This is a genomic window from Dorea sp. BIOML-A1 (assembly GCF_009875615.1).
In the GTDB taxonomy this organism is placed as follows: domain Bacteria; phylum Bacillota; class Clostridia; order Lachnospirales; family Lachnospiraceae; genus Dorea_A; species Dorea_A amylophila.
Map to the genome: position 1 here is coordinate 114,597 of NZ_WWSA01000004.1, position 18,353 is coordinate 132,949.

Sequence of the window (18,353 nt, forward strand, 5' to 3'; positions counted from 1 at the left end):
TCCCACAAAGTATAACATTCGTATATTCCATATGCAATCACTTTTATCTTATTGTTATAAAAAACTTTTCTATATTTCTCATGACATAGACACTACTTTACATTCGGGTATTCCCTATAACTTTCCATTGCCATCTTCTCTTGCATACTTTGATCTACACGTCCTGCCATTGGCAGCTCTTTTCGAATATATAGCAATATAAAAAGCCGGTCCCACCCCTACGACAGATGATTCCGGCTTTCACCTTTCTTTCTAACTTTCTGCAAACAACTTAAGCAACATACGGATATTCCCCTTATCTTTTTCCTTTTCTTCTTCCGTCAATTCATCATATGGTATCAGGTCCTTGTGGATCCGAAGTGCGGCATCTTTTCTCGCACCATTTTCCGGAATTCCCATTCGCCAGTTGTGGAACTGATGATACCTGCACCACCGGATATGTTCGAGTTCAGCCAGAAGTTCCATCTGTTTCTGGCTCAGTCCGGCAGCATCCATACTCCATCCGTCTGTCTTCATCATATGTACCCGTATCTTATGATAATCGGCTGCACTGACATTGGAATATCTCGTAAATCCATCCAGTTTTCCCCATTCCAGTTCCATATTTTCCGAATTTTCCTCCACACCTCCGTACAGATGTGCATAATGAAGATTCAATTTCTTTGCATGCTCGAACATCTCTGTTCCCAGTACGTTGGCCGGATTCCATGCTTCTTTTTCCCATTCCACTACATGCAGACGTTCTCTTCCCGATAACAGTTCAAATCCATCGTCTTCCACCGTAAATACTTCAAAAGCTGTACCCGTTGTAGATGCCAGAAGCTTTCCTGCCATTCCAAGCTGCCCTTTCTGCTGGAGCAGAAGGATCCTGTCTGCAGATTCCAGAAGCGGTATGTTCTCATACCAGTGTTCTGCATGAAAGATCACCGGGTCACTCATCTGGAACAGTTCTCTGTGCGAAGCCTGAAATTCTGCTCCGTCTCCAAAGATATGATACTCTATCCGCTGTTTAGGGTCAAAAATATTATCCTGCAGTGCATATTCCAGAAGTTTTTCCCCTAGAAGTCCGAATCCCAGGAATACGATCTGCAAATAATGCCCTTGTACACAGGAAGTTTCATACAGGCAATTCCTTCTCCAATATAATCTGGCCGCCGTTTCTTCCGGACAAAACAGGCGTAAATGCGGATCCAGGATTCCCTCTGACGCAAGATTTTCAGATTTCAGATAAACGGTATGTCCCGCAAATGCTTCTCTGTGCTGTCCGTAAAACCGGAAATTCTCGTCCTCATTTCCAAGAAGCAGGTATTTTTTCGCTTTCACCCACTCCCAGTCTTCTCCGGCATCTATCCCGCAGAATCCCAGTGCCTGTACCATTTCTTTCCGGTGAATATTATCCCCATATACGGCAATGCTGTCTCCGCGGTAATACCGCAGCAACTGCAATATCCTGCCACGAATCTTTGATATCGACATCAGAACACCGCTGGCCGTCATAAGCGGTGCTGTCCATCTGGCGATCTCGATCAGTATATTCGGCGGTGAATCCGAATAATTCAGGAAATACATCTCCATACTCAGAAACAGCGAATCCACCATCGGCTGACCATCTAGAACCGTAAATCCTGTAACACCCATGACAAACGGAACCAGGATCAGCAGATATTTTCCTATATTGCTTTTCTTCTCTTTCATTCTTTTTCTCCTATGATTTTTTACCGCCTGTACAATATAGTACATCAACGGAATCTGAGCTTCAATCTATATAAGATCACTGGTACAATAAAATCACTGATTCAGTCAAATTCTATCACATCTTTATATTTCTGCATATATTTTCTATTTAATGCATTATGGTGGCTATCACCGATTGGAATAAACTTACAAGGTCCTATCCTGTGCTGACTGCAATACATTTTCTCCCATATATGTATCACATTCTTTTTTCTCAGTCACTGCCTGATACAGCCAGTTTCCTCCATACTCACAGGAAAGTCCTAAGAATGCTCCGATCACCAGCGATATCGCCAACACACTCCAGTTTCCATCCGCTGCGAATGTTATAAAGCATCCCATGAATGTTCCCGGGCAGAAATCAAACTACTCGGATTTTGCAATGATACACATCACAAATGTAATGATCCTGCACCGTTATCTGTATTATATACCGGCGGAGATGTTTGAATTGAAGTATTCTATTTAATCTACCAGACTGGCTACCCAGACCTCCTAAAAAGGGGATGTAAAAAAACTCAATTGAGTTTTTTTACATCCCCTTTTATTCCGTGAATATAGAATGCCTGAAGAATCAAATGGCAGCTATCACATCTGTCACCAGTTTTTCAAAATCTTTCGCCACCCTGTCCGCCGTCTCCTGAACTTCGGCGTGGTTAAGCTTTGCATCACTGACGCCTGCTGCCATATTCGTAATGCAGGAGATTCCGCACACTTCCATTCCCATATGTCTGGCTGCCATGGCTTCACATGCAGTACTCATACCGACTGCGTCTGCGCCCCAACTTCTGACCATTCGGATTTCTGCCGGTGTCTCGTAATTCGGCCCGGTCAGCTGTACGTATACCCCTTCCTGAAGTGGTATTCCGCAGTCTTTTGCACTTTTACGGATGATTTTCTGAAGATTTTTACTGTATACCTCACTCATATCCGGGAATCTGGTTCCGAGTTCTTCGATATTCGGCCCGATCAACGGACTTGGCACTGCTGTTGTAATGTGATCTGTGATCAGCATAAAGTCACCCGGTCTGAATGATGGATTGACTCCGCCTGCAGCATTAGTCAGAAGAATCTTCTTTGCTCCCATCATCCCCATCAGTCTGGTCGGGAGTACAACGTCCTGCATCGGGTAACCTTCATAATAATGCACTCTTCCCTGCATCAGTACGATCGGAACATCTTTCACATATCCGAAGACAAACTGACCTTTATGCCCCTGAACGGTCGATACCGGAAAGTCTTCGATATCTGTATATTTTACGATCTTTTCTATCTGGATCTTCTCGGCATAATCTCCGAGACCGGATCCTAAGATGACTGCTTTTTCTGGTTTGAAATCCGTCTTTTTTCTTATGCTTTTTAAACATTTTTCCAGTTTTTTATACATACTTCAACATCCTTTCTTTCACTGCATCATCCGCAAATGCCACATCCACTGCGTTCCTCATCATAAGATGAATCTCTTCATCGGTGATTCCATAATTCTTCTGGATAAATTCCAGTTCTTTTGTCAGTGTCGTATTGCTGACTGTACGGTTATCGGTATTTGCCGTTACCTTTAACCCGGCATTCAGGAACTCCCGCATCGGATAATCCTTTGTGCTTTCTACCGCTTTTGTCTGCAGATTGCTGATCGGACACATCTCGATACCGATGCCTTTTTTCTGCAATTCTTTCTGTATATCGGCATGCCCTCTCATGGCAATTCCGTGTCCGATTCTTCCGGCTCCGGCTTCTACTGAATCGAGAATATTCTGTACGCTTCCGCATTCGCCTGCATGTAAGGTAAATGGCATGCCAAGTGCTTTCGTCTTTTTGAACAGTTCCATGAACTCTGACATCGGATACAGGCTTTCTGCTCCTGCAAGATCTGCCGCGCATACTCCATATCCCAGATATGCTCTTGCAGTCCGGATCATCCTGGCATTCTCTTCTTCACTGTGATGACGCATGGCACAGGTAATTACTCCATACTCTATACCGAAATCTTTCTTTCCTCTTTCCAGTCCGCTAAGCAATGCTTCGATAACTTTGTTACAGTTCATATCCTGCGTCTCAGACAGAAGCGGTGCAAAACGGATCTCTGCATAGCAGACATTTTCCTGTTTCATACTTCTTAATACATCATAGCCAGCTTCTTGCAGTCCGGCTTCATTCATGATACATTTCCCCGGAAGATCAAATTTCTGCAGATATTCATTCAGGCTTCTGCAATCTTCAGATACACTGAGCTCACTTTGTGACACTTTCCGTCCCAGTCTTTTTTCTATAAATGTGTGGCTCAGCGATCCGTCCAAATGACAGTGCAGCTCGACCTTTGGCAATGCTTTTAATTCTTCTGTTATCATAATTTTCCCCTTATTCTTCCTTCAGATTCCCAGGTCCGAATCCCAACGGTAATAACTCTTTTAACGTATAGATATCATAATGTTCCAGATCTGTTGCAAGAATGATCTGAAATGTTTCAGGATCACAGAACTCCATCATTACCTGTCTGCACACTCCGCACGGCGGTGCATATTCTGTCAAGACCCCATCTTTTCCTCCTACAATACAGATCGCATCGAATTCCTTCACGCCTTCACTTACTGCCTTAAAAAATGCTGTCCTTTCTGCACAATTTGTCGGTGTATATGCTGCATTTTCAATATTGCATCCCGTATATACGCTTCCATTTTTCGCCAATAATGCAGCTCCGACTTTGAATCCTGAATAAGGTGTGTAAGAATACTTTAACTGTTCTATTGAAATTTCGATCAGTTGTATTGGATTATACCTCGGCTTGTTTCTATTCTCTGTCTTCCCCATCTTGTTTCCCTTCTTCTGTTATTCTTTTTCTTTGTCACACCGGATCAGATTTCTCACTGCATCTACTGCAGTCCGGACTGCCATATTAGTATCATGTACCACCGGATTTTCCAGTCCGAGTTTCTCTCTTTCCTGATTTGCCATAACCAGAAAGCATGCCCCTGCTCTGACACGCAATTTACCGGCCACTATGAAAAGTGCCGCTGATTCCATCTCGGAAGCCAGACAGCCCATCTTCTTCCATGCCTCCCATTTGTTCAGCAGTTCATAGCCGACAGGCATTGCTTCCGGTTCATGCTGTCCGTAGAATGCATCCTTTGACTGTACCACTCCTGTATGCCAGGTGCAGCCATCTTCTTTTGCAGCCTGCACCAGTGCATTCGTTACCTCCAGACTGGCAACTGCCGGATATTCGATTGGTGCATATTCTTTGCTTGTCCCTTCCATGCGGATCGAACCGGTCGCAATCACAATATCACCGCTTTTTACTTCCGGCTGCATTCCACCGCAGGTTCCGATCCGGACAAATGTATCTGCTCCGCAGCGTACCAGTTCTTCCATTGCAATTGCTGCCGACGGTCCTCCGATTCCTGTCGATGTCACACTGACTTTCTCACCATCCAGCATTCCCGTATAAGTCGTAAATTCCCGGTTACTTGCAACCAGAACCGGATTTTCTAGATATTCCGCTATCTTTTCACATCTTCCCGGGTCTCCCGGCATGATCACATAGCGTCCGACTTCACCTTTGGCAACCTGAATATGATACTGTCTGTTTATATCTTCTGAATAATTTTTCATACCGATCCTTCCTTTCGAGCCAGTGGGGACGGTGTTTCCGGCCTTTTTCCTGTCCCCTCTGGTCTTTAATCTCGCCTTTATTTTATCATAATTCAGTCCAAAACGATTCTATTTTCTGACTTTTTTCAAAATAACTTTCAAATAACACCACGCAAAAAAAGCCAGCGGGGACGGGGAAAAAACCATTTTCCCCGTCCCCATTGGCTTGGCTAGCAAAGTGCCTTTCCAAGTGCCTGGCAAGCTGCCACCGCATCATCATCCGGTGCTTCGTTCGCAAGTACACTCTCACATGCAAGAACAGCTCCGTCAGCTTTGCATGTCTCTTCCCATGTTCTCATCCATTCTCCGTCTCCCCATCCGTAAGATCCGAAGAGTGCGATCTTCTTTCCTCCAAGCTTGCCTTCGCAGTCAGAGAACATCGGCTCGAATTCGCTGTCTTCCAGTTCTTCCGCTCCCATAGCCGGGCATCCGAATGCTACCGCATCGTAAGCGTCCATCTTATCTGCACCGAATTCTGAAGCTGTTAATACATCCACTTCTGCTCCTGCAGCCTTTGCTCCTTCTGCTACTTCGTTTGCCATAGCCTCTGTGTTACCTGTTCCACTCCAATATACTACTGCAATTTTACTCATTGTTTTCTACCTCTTTCATTGATAATTTTATATGTCAGGCAGCTACTGTAAGCTGCAAAACACTTCTTCCCTGCTGCCAGAGACGTACATAGACATCTCTGCATTTTTTATATTTTTCAAATGTTTTCCGGCATGCGCACTCATCACAATATACTTTCCAGCATCCCACACACTTGAAATTGCGCCCTTCATTTGTAATAAATCCGATCACATCTCCCAGTGGATAATCAAGAAAAATTCCGATTTCATGCGGAAATTCATTGTTTTCGCCGATTCTTGATTTTAACCGGTCCAATGCATATTCCACATCCGTGCTTCCATATCCGTATTTTTTGAGGAAATTTGCTACTCCCGGACGGTTCAGACTGACCAAAAGCTGTTTCTTTCGATAGACATAGACCAGTACGCGGTTCTCCTGCCTCCGCAATATATAGAGACGGATGCCCTTTTCTTTCATGCACCGGTTCCAGAACTCAATCTGATCTTCCACGTCTGTATCATCTGCAAATGTCATATTAAATAAATTTGCCGATTTCATAGATGCAAGTGTTGCCGAACAATGTTCCACCAGGCACTTTTCAATCAGATATCTGTTTGCCATCTTAGTTCCTCCTAATTTGCGTTAGTTTTTACTAACATCTTTGTATTTGAATATTATCTTATTCTTTCAAAACTGTCAAGAATTATGCACAAAAAAGAAGCTTAACGAATTTAAATCTCATTAAGCTTCTTTTTTTTCTTTTTTATATGTCAGTTTTATTCTACGCATCCAAAAGATTCTGCATACTCTTAAGTCCGATTACCAGTGTTGATGTATTGTGCAGCAATGCAGATGTTGTCGGCATGATGATTCCTGCCACGCCAAGAACGATCAGCCCTGCGTTAAATCCGACGATCATACGGTAATTGCGGCTGATTCTCCTGATCAGACCATTACTGATCTTCTTCAGAGTTACCAATTCTCTTAAATTATCTGCACCGACAGTAATATCTGCGATCTCTCTTGCAAGTTCTGCACCATCACTGATCGCGATTCCTACATTGGCTGCGGAAAGAGCCGGTGAATCATTGATACCGTCACCGATCATGATAACCTTACGTCCTGCTGCTTTTTCTTTTTCACAAAAACCTGCCTTATCTTCCGGTAATACTTCTGCATAATATTCATCTACTCCGACACGTTTTGCGATTGCTTTCGCTGTACGCTCACTGTCCCCGGTCATCATAACAATCTTACTAAGGCCTGCCTCGCGAAGCTCTCGGATCACTTCTACCGCTTCGTCACGCAATGGATCTTCGATACAGATCACTGCTGCCAGTTTGCCTTCGATTGCCATATACAGATGGGAATACTCTTCCGGAAGGCTTTCAAATTCTTCTTCCATACCATCCGGAATCGTCACCTTCTCATCTTCAAATACAAAATGATAGCTTCCGATAACAGCTTTCTTTCCTTCAATCTGTGTTGAAATTCCATGAGCTACGATATATTCCACTTTCGAATGCATTTCCTCATGATCCAGATGTTTTGCTTTTGCTGCGCTGACGACTGCTTTCGCCATTGAATGTGGAAAATGTTCCTCCAGACACGCAGCAATACGGAGCAGTTCATCTTCATTCATTTCATTGAATGATACTACTTTTGCCACTGTCGGTTTTGCTTTTGTCAGTGTTCCCGTCTTATCAAATACGATGGTATCTGCTTCCGCAACTGCTTCCAGATATTTTCCACCTTTTACTGTAATCTTATACATACCTGCTTCGCGGATCGCAGAGAGTACGGAGATTGGCATCGCAAGTTTTAAAGCACAGGAGAAATCTACCATCAGAATAGACAATGCTTTTGTCGTATTTCTTGTAAGCAGCCAGGTAAGTGCTGTTCCTCCAAGAGAATACGGAACCAGTTTGTCTGCCAGATGTTCTGCCCTGCTTTCCAATCCTGATTTCAATTTTTCAGAATCTTCTATCATAGCCGCAATCTTTTCGTAACGACTGGATCCACCGACAGCCTTTACATTAATTGTGACCTCTCCTTCTTCCACAACAGTTCCTGCATATACATAATTTCCAATTGTTCTTCTTACCGGCACAGATTCTCCTGTCAGGGAAGCCTGATTGATCATTGCTTCTCCGTCCACAACTTCACCGTCAAATGGAATTACATTTCCCATATGGACTACCACCTGATCACCGGCTTTAATCTTACTTGACGGAACAAGGACGGCCTGGTCTTCTGTCTTCAGCCATACTTTTCCGACATTCAATGACATGGTCCTTGCCAGATCATCGACTGATTTCTTATGTGTCCACTCTTCCAGAAGTTCTCCGATTCCAAGTAAGAACATCACAGATCCCGCAGTATCAAAGTCACTTCTTAAGATAGAGACACCGATTGCCGTAGCGTCCAGTACAGGGACTTCCAGTTTTCTTTCCATCAGTGTCTTAATACCTTTCCAGATATATTTTGCAGACATAATGGTTGTATATGCTGCTGAGATCGGATATGGCAGTAAGAATTTTCTTCCATAATGGAACAGAATCTTATCCACCAGTTTCTCCTGATACTCTGCATTCATTGCTCTTCCGGATGTCTCTAACAGGCCATTCGGCACTTCTACTTCCTCATAACGGAATCTGCGGAGTCCTTCGATGATTGTTTCTCTGTTTCCCTTATAATGAATCGTTGCGTCCGCCGTTCTGTCATAGACGTCTGCGCGGAATACACCGTCTATATTCTGCAGATAAAAGAGAAGAATGTCCGCCTGTTCATGAGTCATGCGTTTCTGCTCCATGTGGATACGGATTCTTCCTCTTATCTCATGCTTAACCTTAAATTTCACTCTTGTCACCTCTTGTTAGTCTTACAAAAGCACCTGCAGATGTTCCGCAGGTGCCCGTGTATTATGGCAACTTATAATCTTCGTGCCCGTTTTTATGCTTCTGTAGCTGCTTCAGCTTCTGCAGTCTCTGCTGCTTCCTCTGTCTCTTCCGCTACTTCACAATAGTCATCTACAACTTCTGCTGCTCTGTCTTCGTTGATCTGCTTTGCTTCCGCTAAAATATCTCCTGCATTCTCCTGAACGCTTGTTGCAGTCTTCATCACACAAGATTTTGCTCTTAATACGGCTGCTGTACAGTTTGTATATAATTTCTTTGCATCATCACTTGTCAGGATCTTGATTCCTGCTGTTCCGAAAGCTACTCCTGCTGCAAAAAGTCCTGGTTTTTTCCAATTAATGTCTTTTAAATTTAACATATGTATTCCCTCCATTGTATATTTATTAATTAAGCACTATAAATACTATAACAAAAAGGACATCCCTTCATTTGTGTCCGGCAGTCATTTTTGTTTCTGCAAATTATAACACCAAAGAATGTCCTTTTCAAATATTTTCAAGCTATTGATAAATTTTTTCAACAACATATTTATGACTGCACTGTTATGTTCCGTACTTTCTGATCTTCTACATAACCACATGCTTTCAGTCCTGCCTGTATCACAGCATTCCAGTTCTTTGCAGACAGATGCTTGATCGTATCATCGTCCAGTTCAACCGTACATGCATTCTGCAGGTCACAGTCCGGATCACATGCTACTTTATACATATTTCTTCGATTGATTGCTCCGATTTCCTCCAGCTTGTTGATCATCCGGTATACGGTTGCTGTTCCGATGCTTGGATCGATCCGAGATGCGCGGTAATAGATTTCTTTGCAACAGGAACAGTTTTCTTCCAGTATAATATCCAGAAGCATCAGTCTCTGCTTGGTGATCCTGCATCCACTGGCTTTTAGTTTCTGTACAATCGCTTCTTTTGCCTTATCCACCTGTCATCCTCCTATCGTATCTACTCTGTTATAGAAACAACCTGAAATCCTGCTTTTTCAACTGTTTTTTTCAAAACATCATTTTCAATCTCACGGTCATAAGACACCACTGCTTCTTTCTTCTGTAAGTCCACTCTTGCCGAAACACCTTCTATCTCATTTAACGCTTTCTTTACTGACTGTACGCAGTGCTCACAGGTCATACCTTCGATATGAACTGTCTTCTTTCCGATCACCGGATTCTTCAGTTCTTTATCGTCAGTTTTGATGATACCGGTTCCGCCGCCACAGCAGGGACTGTCACCTTTAAAATGCCTGATTGCTCCTCTCAGTGCAAATCCAAGAAGAACGATCACGATTAATACAACTATAATATCTGCCATATCTCTATCCCTCTATTCTTTGTTCTCCTCATTATCCATGCTGAACTTTTCGTCTCTTTTTTTCTCCTGCCATTTCCTGAACCAGAGAAATGCCTGATAGATAGAAGCACCGACAATGTAAAGGACGATCACGATCACAAACAGGTAGAACATAGAGCCTGTCGAATTGCCCATGACTGCCAACTCCTTTATTTACCATACATATTTTCGATCATTTTTTTCACTTCATCAGGATCTGAACTGCAGCATCCACCACCGCATCCACCACCGCATCCACTGCATCCGGCACAGCTGCCGCCACATCCCTGGATGACTCCATTTTTAAATCTCTTCACAATTCCGTATACCAGGTATGCGCAATACCCTAATATTAATGCTAAAATAATGATATCTGCTAAAATGGCTACCATGAAAACTGCCTCCTTCAAAGGGAAATCCGGACGTAAATGAGTTACGTCCGGTCCGCTCTACTTATGCATTTACAGAACGTTTGGAATAAACTTTCTGATCTTTATACGGATCAGGTCTGAATAACAGGAACAGCATGACTGCTACTACCACAAATGCCACTGCTGTACCAACTCCAAATCCGCCGCCGGTTACTAATGTACCGATCTGGTATACACAAAGTGTTACGAGATAAGCGAATACATTCTGGAACAGGATTGCAAACCAAAACCATTTCTTAGACTGCATCTGCTGTGCCATCGTTGCTATGGCTGCCAGACAAGGGGAATCTAACAGATTGAATAACAGGAATGAAAATGCTGCTACTGCACTTGGGAACCAGTTCTGGATAGCCTGAGCTACTGTTACAGTATCTTCTGACTGGCTCTCTGCTACGTTCGCAAGTACACCCATTGTTGAAACGATTGCTTCTTTTGCTGTGAATCCGGAAAGAGAAGCTGCTACCGGCTGCCACTCTCCAAATCCAAGTGGTGCAAAGATTGGTGCAATAAATCCGCCAATTACTGCAAGTAAACTGTCTGCACTGTCATCCACAAGTCCGAATCCACCGTTCGTAAATCCGAATCCACCAAGGAACCACATGACTACACATGCAAGGAACAGGATCGTTCCTGCTTTGATGATGAAGCCTTTCAGTCTTTCCCATACATGAAGAAGAACTGTCTTAGCCTGTGGAACATGATACTGTGGAAGTTCCATAACGAATGGTGCCGGTTTTCCTGAGAATGGTTTTGTCTTCTTCAGGATGATTGCTGCTACTAATACTGCTACGATACCTACAAAATACATGATTGGCGCCATAAGTCCGCCTGCTGTATAGCTTCCGGTTGCGTAACTTGCCATAACTCCACCCATTAATGCGATAACCGGTAACTTCGCTCCGCATGGGATAAATGTTGCTGTCATAATTGTCAGACGTCTGTCATTGTCCTGTTCAATGGTCTTAGAAGCCATGATTCCAGGAATACCACAACCGGATGAAATCAGAAGTGGAATGAAGCTCTTACCAGACAGTCCGAAGTGTCTGAATACACGGTCCATAACGAATGCGATACGTACCATATATCCACAGTCTTCCAGGATAGAAAGGAAGAGGAACAGGATTGCCATCTGTGGTACAAATCCGAGTACGGCTCCGATACCGCCGATGATACCATCAACTACCAATCCTTCGATCACGCTGCTTACGCCGGCTGCTTCAAGTCCTTTTGAAGCGATATCCTGAATTGCACCTACGAATGTATCATTCGTCCAGTCTGTAACAATTGTACCGATTGTTGTTACGGAAATGTAGTAAACAATAAACATAACTGCGATAAAGATCGGAATACCAAGAATACGGTTTGTAACGATCCGGTCGATCTTATCGGATGTTGTTAATTTGTCTTTTCCTTTTTTAACTGTTGTCTCAACGATCTTCTGGATGAATTTGTAACGTTCATCTGTTACGATACTTTCCATATCATCGTCATGTTTTGTCTCAAGTTCTTTTCTGTCTTTATCAACTGCTGCTTTTGCTGCTGCAGAAAGATTCATGCTTTCTACAACCTTGCTGTCGTTCTCAAGGAATTTCACTGCATACCATCTCTTCTTGTCTTCTGAGATTGTATCCGGGAGAACCCCTTTCACATCTGCAACTGCTGCTTCCATTTCTTTAGAGAAGATTTCTCTTGGAAGATCAACTTCTTTTTTATTAGCCACTTTGATTGCTGTCTCAACCAGCGCATCCAGTCCTGTCTGTTTCAGGGCAGAAGTCTCAACGATCGGGCAATCTAACAACATAGAAAGTCTCTTTGTATCGATCTTGATTCCTCTCTTCTCCAGAAGGTCTGTCATGTTCAATGCGATAACTACAGGAACACCTGTCTCGATCAGCTGTGTTGTAAGATACAGGTTACGTTCAATATTCGTTGCATCTACAAGATCAATAATAACATCCGGATTATCATTTAAGATATAATCACGGCTGACTACTTCTTCCAATGTGTACGGTGAAAGAGAATAGATACCCGGAAGGTCTGTTACAACAATGTTATCATTCTTTCTCTTTCCTTTTAATTTTCCTTCTTTTTTCTCTACTGTAACCCCCGGCCAGTTACCAACATACTGGTTGGCACCCGTTAAGGCATTAAACATTGTGGTCTTACCACAGTTTGGGTTTCCCGCAAGTGCAATCTTGATTCCCATTCCTATTTACCTCCTTGAACGTGTAAATTCTAATGCGACAATATGTATCTGTCAGTTCCTTCGGTAAGTCTTATTTTACCTGAACACACTGAGCATCGTCTTTTCTTACTGAAAGCTCATAGCCTCTTACTGTAATCTCTACGGGATCTCCAAGTGGAGCTACCTTTCTGATATACAGCTCGCTTCCTTTTGTAATGCCCATGTCCATAATACGGCGCTTGTATGCGCTGTCCCCTTCAATCTTCGTTACAACAACTGTACTTCCAACTTTTGCATCACCTAAAGTCATTGCTGTTTCTCCTTTCCTTAGATTGTTAGTATCTATAATACAGCAGACACCCCGGTACTAAACCATGATGTGCCGCGCCATATCCTCATTTACTGCCACTCTGGAGTCTTTGACATTTACGATCACATTGCCTCCGATCTTCGACAGTACAACAACTTCCGCTCCTGCAACAAATCCAAGATTTGCCAGAAAACGTCTTGTCTCTTCATTTCCACCAATACGTGAGATTGTGTTTGTTTCACCGATACCGGCCATTGTAAGTGGCATAATAACACCTCATTTTCTTTATGTAGTATTTTTTACATCTTTCCATGTAATTTCCCAAGGATTTTGATAATGATAAATGTTTTCATTATCCCTTGCAATAGTTAGTATATGCTAACGTTTGTTAGCTGTCAACCACTTTATTTTATTTTATTGATTATTTTTTCTCAATAAGTTTTTTCTTCCGTTTGCCAGTCGTAACTAACTATGTTATACTAAACTCAATGTTAACGTATAAAGGAAGGAATGACTTATTATGAGCAATGTACTAAATGAATCTGCCGAGAACTATCTTGAAACAATTCTGATTTTAAGCCAGAAACTGCCCGTAGTGCGTTCCGTAGATATTGCCAATGAGCTTGGTTTTAAGAAATCCAGTGTTAGTGTTGCTATGAAGAATCTTCGCGAAAAGGAACATATTAAAGTAGATGAACAGGGATTTATCCATTTGACACCATCCGGTCTGGAGATTGCAAATATGATTTACGAACGCCACACCCTTTTATCATCCTGGCTGATACATCTCGGCGTACCTGCGGATGTTGCTGCTGCCGATGCATGTAAGATGGAGCATGTGATCAGTAAAGAAAGTTTCGAAGCGATCAAGAGACATGTATACGAGAACAAAGAAGTGTAAATCATCCGTTTCGTTTTATTTTCTTTTTATATTATGAGATTTTATTTTTTCACTGTATTCTAAAGGAGTCTTGATTTATGAACGAAAGTATTAAAAACATGATCGAACGCCGCAGTGTACGCGGCTACAAACCGGACATGATCCCGAAAGAAGATCTGGATCTGATTCTTGAAGCAGGCACTTATGCCGCAACCGGCATGGGAATGCAGTCACCGGTTATTGTTGCTGTTACCGACAAGGCAACCCGTGATCAGCTTTCCAAAATGAATGCGGATGTCATGGGAACTGATACAGATCCGTTCTACGGAGCACCGGTTGTCCTGGTTGTATTAGCTGATAAGAACAGACCGACATATATCTATGACGGAAGCCTTGTTATGGGGAATCTGATGAACGCCGCTGCTTCTCTTGGAATCGGAAGCTGCTGGATCCACCGTGCGAAAGAAGTCTTCGCATCGGAAGAGGGAAAAGTACTTCTTAAGAAATGGGGCGTGGAAGGTGACTATGAAGGTATCGGGCATTGTGTGCTCGGATATCCGGATAAAGATGTGCCGAAAGCGAAGCCTCGCAAAGAGAATTATGTGTATTATGTAGATTAAATTAAACTTAATATAAATTTTTGATTATCTTTTCATATCTTCTTAAATGTCCGCAAAGCCTTATTTTATCAGCTTTACGGGCATTTCTCTTTTCGGCTGATACTTCCAAACAGCTACGTTTCATCACGTTTTCTCACGGTCAATCGTGGTAAATATCGTGGTAAAACTTTAAGCTATCATGCTTCTTAATTCTGCCTTGACGTTCTCTATGGACGCATGGGCGTACAGGTTCAGCGTGATACTGATGTTTGCGTGTCCCATGATATACTGTAAACTCTTAGGGTTCATGTTCCTGTTCGCAAGTCTGGTACAGAACGTATGACGCAGGATATGTGGATGTGTCAAGTATAGGACAAAAAAAATTTTATTTTTTTCTGCCGAAGACTATCTGACGCTTCCATCAGGTAGTCCCAGCACCTTTATTATCTTTTGATAAGTCATTCTTGTCCTGCTCAAGTTATCTCTGTTCTGAAAAAATATCGTCAAAATTCCATTCGATTTCAATTTCATCCTGACTATGAACACGGATCACCTTGATAACCTCACGCAGCTTCTCTGTATCGAACTTCTGAATTCCCAAGAAATCTTTTAGTTTTATTTTATCAGAAAGTTCATTTTGTTCAAGAAGCTTTTTACTATTCTTCGCATCTTCTATCTTTCGTTTTATTTCATCCAGCTGTACACTTATCTTTTCAGCTCTCTGCTTATACGAATCACGATCTATACGACCATCTTTGTAATCATCATAGAGTTTCATCTTTTCCGAGGTCAACTGTCGGCTCTGTTTTTGCAATTCTGTAGTATTGATCTCTTTGTATTCACATTGTCTTTTGGAAGATACTTTCTTTCCTTTTTTCAACATTGACGCTGCATACTGACGGACAAGCCCAAGGATATTCTCCTCCATCGGTTCCCTACGAATCACCAGACTTCGGCACACAGGATCACCATTGGTTCTGGCATCTGAACATTTCAGCAGATGCTCTGTTTCTTTTAACAGAGAATGCCCACAGTTGGCACATATCAGCAAGGCCGGCTGTTTTTTACGTCTTTCCAGAGTAAAATTGGTGCGTGATTCTGCAACACTTCTCTTCTTTTTCGGATGCATTTCATTTGCTTTTTCAAACAATTCCCTGTCTATAATTGCCGTATGATGATTTTCCAGGCGAACCCATTCTGTTTCATCATTCAGAACTGCTTTATGGCCCGTATGCATACTGCAACGTGTTTTGCCCCAGATTCTGGTTCCAATATAAATCTCATCCCGGACGATTGCCGATACTGTCGTAGGGCTCCAGTGTTTCTTTTTGATCGTGTCAAACCTCTGGAACTGCACCTGATCCCCTCTTGATAATTTCTGCTCATCACAAGTAGCAATCGCCTGTCTGTTCAATTCCCTTGTAATATCTGCAAAACTTGTTCCCTCCGCTGCCATCTGAAAAATCATTTTCACGACTTTTGCAGCCTCCGGATCAACTTCCAGCCTTCCATCTTTTCCTTTTTTATAGCCATATCTGGCATTTACCGGAAGACGTGTACCATTTTTTGTTCTCGTCTGCATTGCTGATGAAATTTTCTTGGACAAATCCAGGCTATACATATTGTATACCAGATTCTGCAATGCCACATTCATTCCACCAGTCATTCCGCTGCTTGCTGCACTGTCATAGCTGTCATTAATCGAAATAAATCGAATCTGCAGAAGTGGAAAAATATATTCAATATAAAATCCAACTTCCAGATAGTCTCTTCCGAATCTGGAAAAGTCTTTTACAACTACACAGCCGATTTCTCCACTTTTCATGTCATCCTGCAGCTGTTGAAATCCCTGCCGTTTAAAATGAGTACCGCTGACACCATCATCCACATATTCCAGGATATCTGCCTCATCTACACCCAGCTGATCAATCACAAATGATTTTAACAGAATTCTCTGAGAAGTTACACTGTCGCTCTCTTTTTTAGCTCTGCCATCTACATTGTCATCTTCTGCGGATAAACGGATGTAAACAGCTGTTTTTCTATGATCTGTCATCTTGACTGCGCCTCCTTCTCTTTCTTTAATTTCTGTAAATCTGCAAACTGATCGTCATATACCAGCTTGATCTCATAATCATACTTACCATGGATAATAATTGAATCCACAAAGGCATCTGCCATTTCTTTTGTCAGCTTACGCTTTGACATATAAGTATGTATCACTTTTCCCCATCCTTCCTCGATATGATAATCCTTGGAATACCGTACCTGTGCCGCCAATACTACATCCAGGCGGTTCTTGATGTTTTCTATTTCATTGGAATAGATACGGGAAAACTGCATGTATTCTTCTTCTGTAATCAGACGTTCCGAATAATCCTCATATAAATCAGATTTACGCTTGCTGATCCTGCTCAACTCCCGCCGAAGTTTCCCCACTTCCTTATCCAGAAGCAAATACTGTGTCTGGTTTCTGGAAGCAGAATTCATTTCACGGATCAGTTTCTCTGTATCCAATACGGCTTTCATATGTGACTGGATCAGGCGAAGGACGTCTTCATCCACGTATTCTTTTTTGACTCTGTGCCCCTTACACTGATTTCCTCCGGATTTATGGTTCGCATCTGCACCACAGATATAATAAAATGTCCCTGTTTTTTCTCTGGACAACACCATGCGGTTCCCACAACCCCCACACCTGATCTTGCCGGTATAGAAATTATGATTCCGAATGGCTCCATTATTCAGCTGATGCTTCTTTTTGTATGCTTCCGTAAATTCCCGGATTTTTTCCTGTACCTGCCGGAACAGTTCTTTATCAATAATTCCTTCGTGGGTATTCTCAGCATAGAGCCACTCACTCTCCGGTAGATTTCTCTGCTTGTTTCCTTGAAAAACACTCTGCTGATATTTTCCATATACAGAATCTCCGGTACAATGGACATCCTGAAGTACACGTTTCACTTCATAATTATTCCAAGGTTTGGATTCCGGTGAAGGCTTTTCGCCTGTTTTATAATATTCCCTCTGCAAAGTCGGGGAAAGGATACCATCTGTATTCAGTCTTTTTGCAATATCGCTGTAGCTGCATCCATCCATATACATAGTAAAAATTTCTCGTAAATGTCCGGCAGCCTCCTCGTCAACTACCAGCTGGTGTCTGTCCTGTTCTGATTTCCTGTATCCATAAGGTTCCCATGCACCAGTAAATTTTCCTTCTTTCCACAGGGCTTTTTTGGCACTGCTGCTCTTTTTTGCAAGGTCTTTGGAATAAAACTCATTGATGATATTTTTTAAGGGAACTGTCAGATCCACTCCCTCACGGAAAGAATCAAAGTCATCCGTCACAGCAAGAAACCGCACATGAAAAAACGGAAATACACGCTCAATATAATTACTTGTCTCTACATAATTCCTTCCAAGTCTGGATAGATCCTTTACAATCACACAGTTAATTTTTCCATGCTTGATATCTTCCATCATCTGCGTAAAACCAGGACGGTCGAAATTTGTACCAGAATAATCAGAATCCTTATATATTTCTGCAACTGCGATGTCTTCCGTATCTGCCACAAAGTTTTTCATCAGTTCCACCTGGGTTTCTATCGTTCCTCTTTCTAAGGTTTCTTCTGTTTCCATTGAAATTCTGGCATACAATCCTGCCCGGAACGGTCTGCTCACCTCTGTCTGGACGGTTGCACTGCTGACTACTTCCGGAATGTTTTTCCTGCTCTTTCGTGCCAT

The 18,353-nt window shown here is 42.5% G+C and carries 20 protein-coding genes and 2 pseudogenes; 2 read left to right on the forward strand and 20 right to left on the reverse strand.

Features of this window, described 5'->3' with window-relative positions:
• Positions 1-252: 252 nt before the first annotated feature.
• The 17 genes and pseudogenes from GT508_RS02715 to GT508_RS02795 all read right to left on the reverse strand — a co-directional run bounded on the left by GT508_RS02715 (position 253) and on the right by GT508_RS02795 (position 13,397).
• Positions 253-1,695, reverse strand: coding sequence for a RyR domain-containing protein (locus GT508_RS02715; RefSeq protein WP_161143522.1), 1,443 nt, complete (start codon positions 1,693-1,695; stop codon positions 253-255).
• Positions 1,696-1,881: 186 nt separating this feature from the next.
• Positions 1,882-2,088 (reverse strand): annotated as a pseudogene (locus GT508_RS02720) (DUF1097 domain-containing protein); the annotation flags it as partial.
• A gap of 220 nt (positions 2,089-2,308) precedes the next feature.
• A complete protein-coding gene (locus GT508_RS02725; RefSeq protein ID WP_161143523.1) occupies positions 2,309-3,121 on the reverse strand; it encodes a purine-nucleoside phosphorylase in 813 nt (270 codons plus the stop codon).
• Complete coding sequence (gene add / locus GT508_RS02730; protein WP_161143524.1) at positions 3,114-4,082, reverse strand: adenosine deaminase; 969 nt, start codon at positions 4,080-4,082, stop codon at positions 3,114-3,116. Before add ends, GT508_RS02725 begins: the two co-directional genes overlap by 8 nt.
• Positions 4,083-4,092: 10 nt before the next feature.
• Positions 4,093-4,542: a cytidine deaminase gene (cdd, locus tag GT508_RS02735; protein ID WP_161143525.1), complete on the reverse strand. Its 450-nt coding sequence runs from the start codon at positions 4,540-4,542 to the stop codon at positions 4,093-4,095.
• 18 nt (positions 4,543-4,560) lie between these two features.
• Complete coding sequence (udp, locus tag GT508_RS02740; protein ID WP_161143526.1) at positions 4,561-5,343, reverse strand: uridine phosphorylase; 783 nt, start codon at positions 5,341-5,343, stop codon at positions 4,561-4,563.
• Positions 5,344-5,552: 209 nt separating this feature from the next.
• Positions 5,553-5,975, reverse strand: coding sequence for a flavodoxin (locus GT508_RS02745; protein ID WP_028086327.1), 423 nt, complete (start codon positions 5,973-5,975; stop codon positions 5,553-5,555).
• 34 nt (positions 5,976-6,009) lie between these two features.
• On the reverse strand, positions 6,010-6,576 hold the full coding sequence (locus GT508_RS02750) for a DUF3793 family protein (protein WP_161143527.1): 567 nt from the start codon (positions 6,574-6,576) through the stop codon (positions 6,010-6,012).
• 160 nt (positions 6,577-6,736) lie between these two features.
• Entirely contained in the window at positions 6,737-8,815 is a 2,079-nt protein-coding gene (locus GT508_RS02755) for a heavy metal translocating P-type ATPase (RefSeq protein WP_161143528.1), read from the reverse strand.
• 92 nt (positions 8,816-8,907) lie between these two features.
• The gene (locus tag GT508_RS02760; protein ID WP_161143529.1) at positions 8,908-9,231 is read right to left on the reverse strand and encodes a DUF6110 family protein; all 324 of its coding nucleotides are present in this window, start codon (positions 9,229-9,231) and stop codon (positions 8,908-8,910) included.
• A gap of 170 nt (positions 9,232-9,401) precedes the next feature.
• Positions 9,402-9,803 carry a transcriptional repressor gene (locus GT508_RS02765; RefSeq protein WP_022415938.1) on the reverse strand — a complete coding sequence of 134 codons (402 nt, stop codon included), beginning with the start codon at positions 9,801-9,803 and terminating at the stop codon, positions 9,402-9,404.
• Positions 9,804-9,823: 20 nt separating this feature from the next.
• A complete protein-coding gene (locus tag GT508_RS02770) occupies positions 9,824-10,186 on the reverse strand; it encodes a heavy-metal-associated domain-containing protein (RefSeq protein ID WP_055284427.1) in 363 nt (120 codons plus the stop codon).
• 12 nt (positions 10,187-10,198) lie between these two features.
• Entirely contained in the window at positions 10,199-10,360 is a 162-nt protein-coding gene (locus GT508_RS02775) for an ACS family MFS transporter (protein WP_138376016.1), read from the reverse strand.
• Positions 10,361-10,374: 14 nt separating this feature from the next.
• Positions 10,375-10,596, reverse strand: coding sequence for a FeoB-associated Cys-rich membrane protein (locus GT508_RS02780; RefSeq protein WP_161143530.1), 222 nt, complete (start codon positions 10,594-10,596; stop codon positions 10,375-10,377).
• 61 nt (positions 10,597-10,657) lie between these two features.
• On the reverse strand, positions 10,658-12,841 hold the full coding sequence (feoB, locus tag GT508_RS02785) for a ferrous iron transport protein B (RefSeq protein ID WP_161143531.1): 2,184 nt from the start codon (positions 12,839-12,841) through the stop codon (positions 10,658-10,660).
• A 70-nt stretch (positions 12,842-12,911) separates the two neighbouring features.
• Positions 12,912-13,130: a FeoA family protein gene (locus GT508_RS02790; protein WP_006428445.1), complete on the reverse strand. Its 219-nt coding sequence runs from the start codon at positions 13,128-13,130 to the stop codon at positions 12,912-12,914.
• Between the two features lie 57 nt (positions 13,131-13,187).
• Positions 13,188-13,397, reverse strand: coding sequence for a FeoA family protein (locus tag GT508_RS02795; RefSeq protein ID WP_006428444.1), 210 nt, complete (start codon positions 13,395-13,397; stop codon positions 13,188-13,190).
• A 253-nt stretch (positions 13,398-13,650) separates the two neighbouring features.
• Here GT508_RS02795 and GT508_RS02800 point away from each other — a divergent pair, with 253 nt between their 5' ends.
• A complete protein-coding gene (locus GT508_RS02800; RefSeq protein ID WP_006428443.1) occupies positions 13,651-14,031 on the forward strand; it encodes a metal-dependent transcriptional regulator in 381 nt (126 codons plus the stop codon).
• A gap of 77 nt (positions 14,032-14,108) precedes the next feature.
• Complete coding sequence (locus GT508_RS02805; protein ID WP_161143532.1) at positions 14,109-14,630, forward strand: nitroreductase; 522 nt, start codon at positions 14,109-14,111, stop codon at positions 14,628-14,630.
• Positions 14,631-14,798: 168 nt separating this feature from the next.
• Here GT508_RS02805 and GT508_RS02810 read toward each other — a convergent pair.
• From GT508_RS02810 to GT508_RS02820, 3 genes and pseudogenes are all read right to left on the reverse strand, one after another.
• Positions 14,799-14,966: pseudogene (locus GT508_RS02810) on the reverse strand (tyrosine-type recombinase/integrase); the annotation flags it as partial.
• 121 nt (positions 14,967-15,087) lie between these two features.
• Positions 15,088-16,665, reverse strand: coding sequence for a recombinase family protein (locus tag GT508_RS02815; RefSeq protein WP_012744257.1), 1,578 nt, complete (start codon positions 16,663-16,665; stop codon positions 15,088-15,090).
• Positions 16,662-18,353: a recombinase family protein gene (locus tag GT508_RS02820; protein ID WP_012744258.1), complete on the reverse strand. Its 1,692-nt coding sequence runs from the start codon at positions 18,351-18,353 to the stop codon at positions 16,662-16,664. Before GT508_RS02820 ends, GT508_RS02815 begins: the two co-directional genes overlap by 4 nt.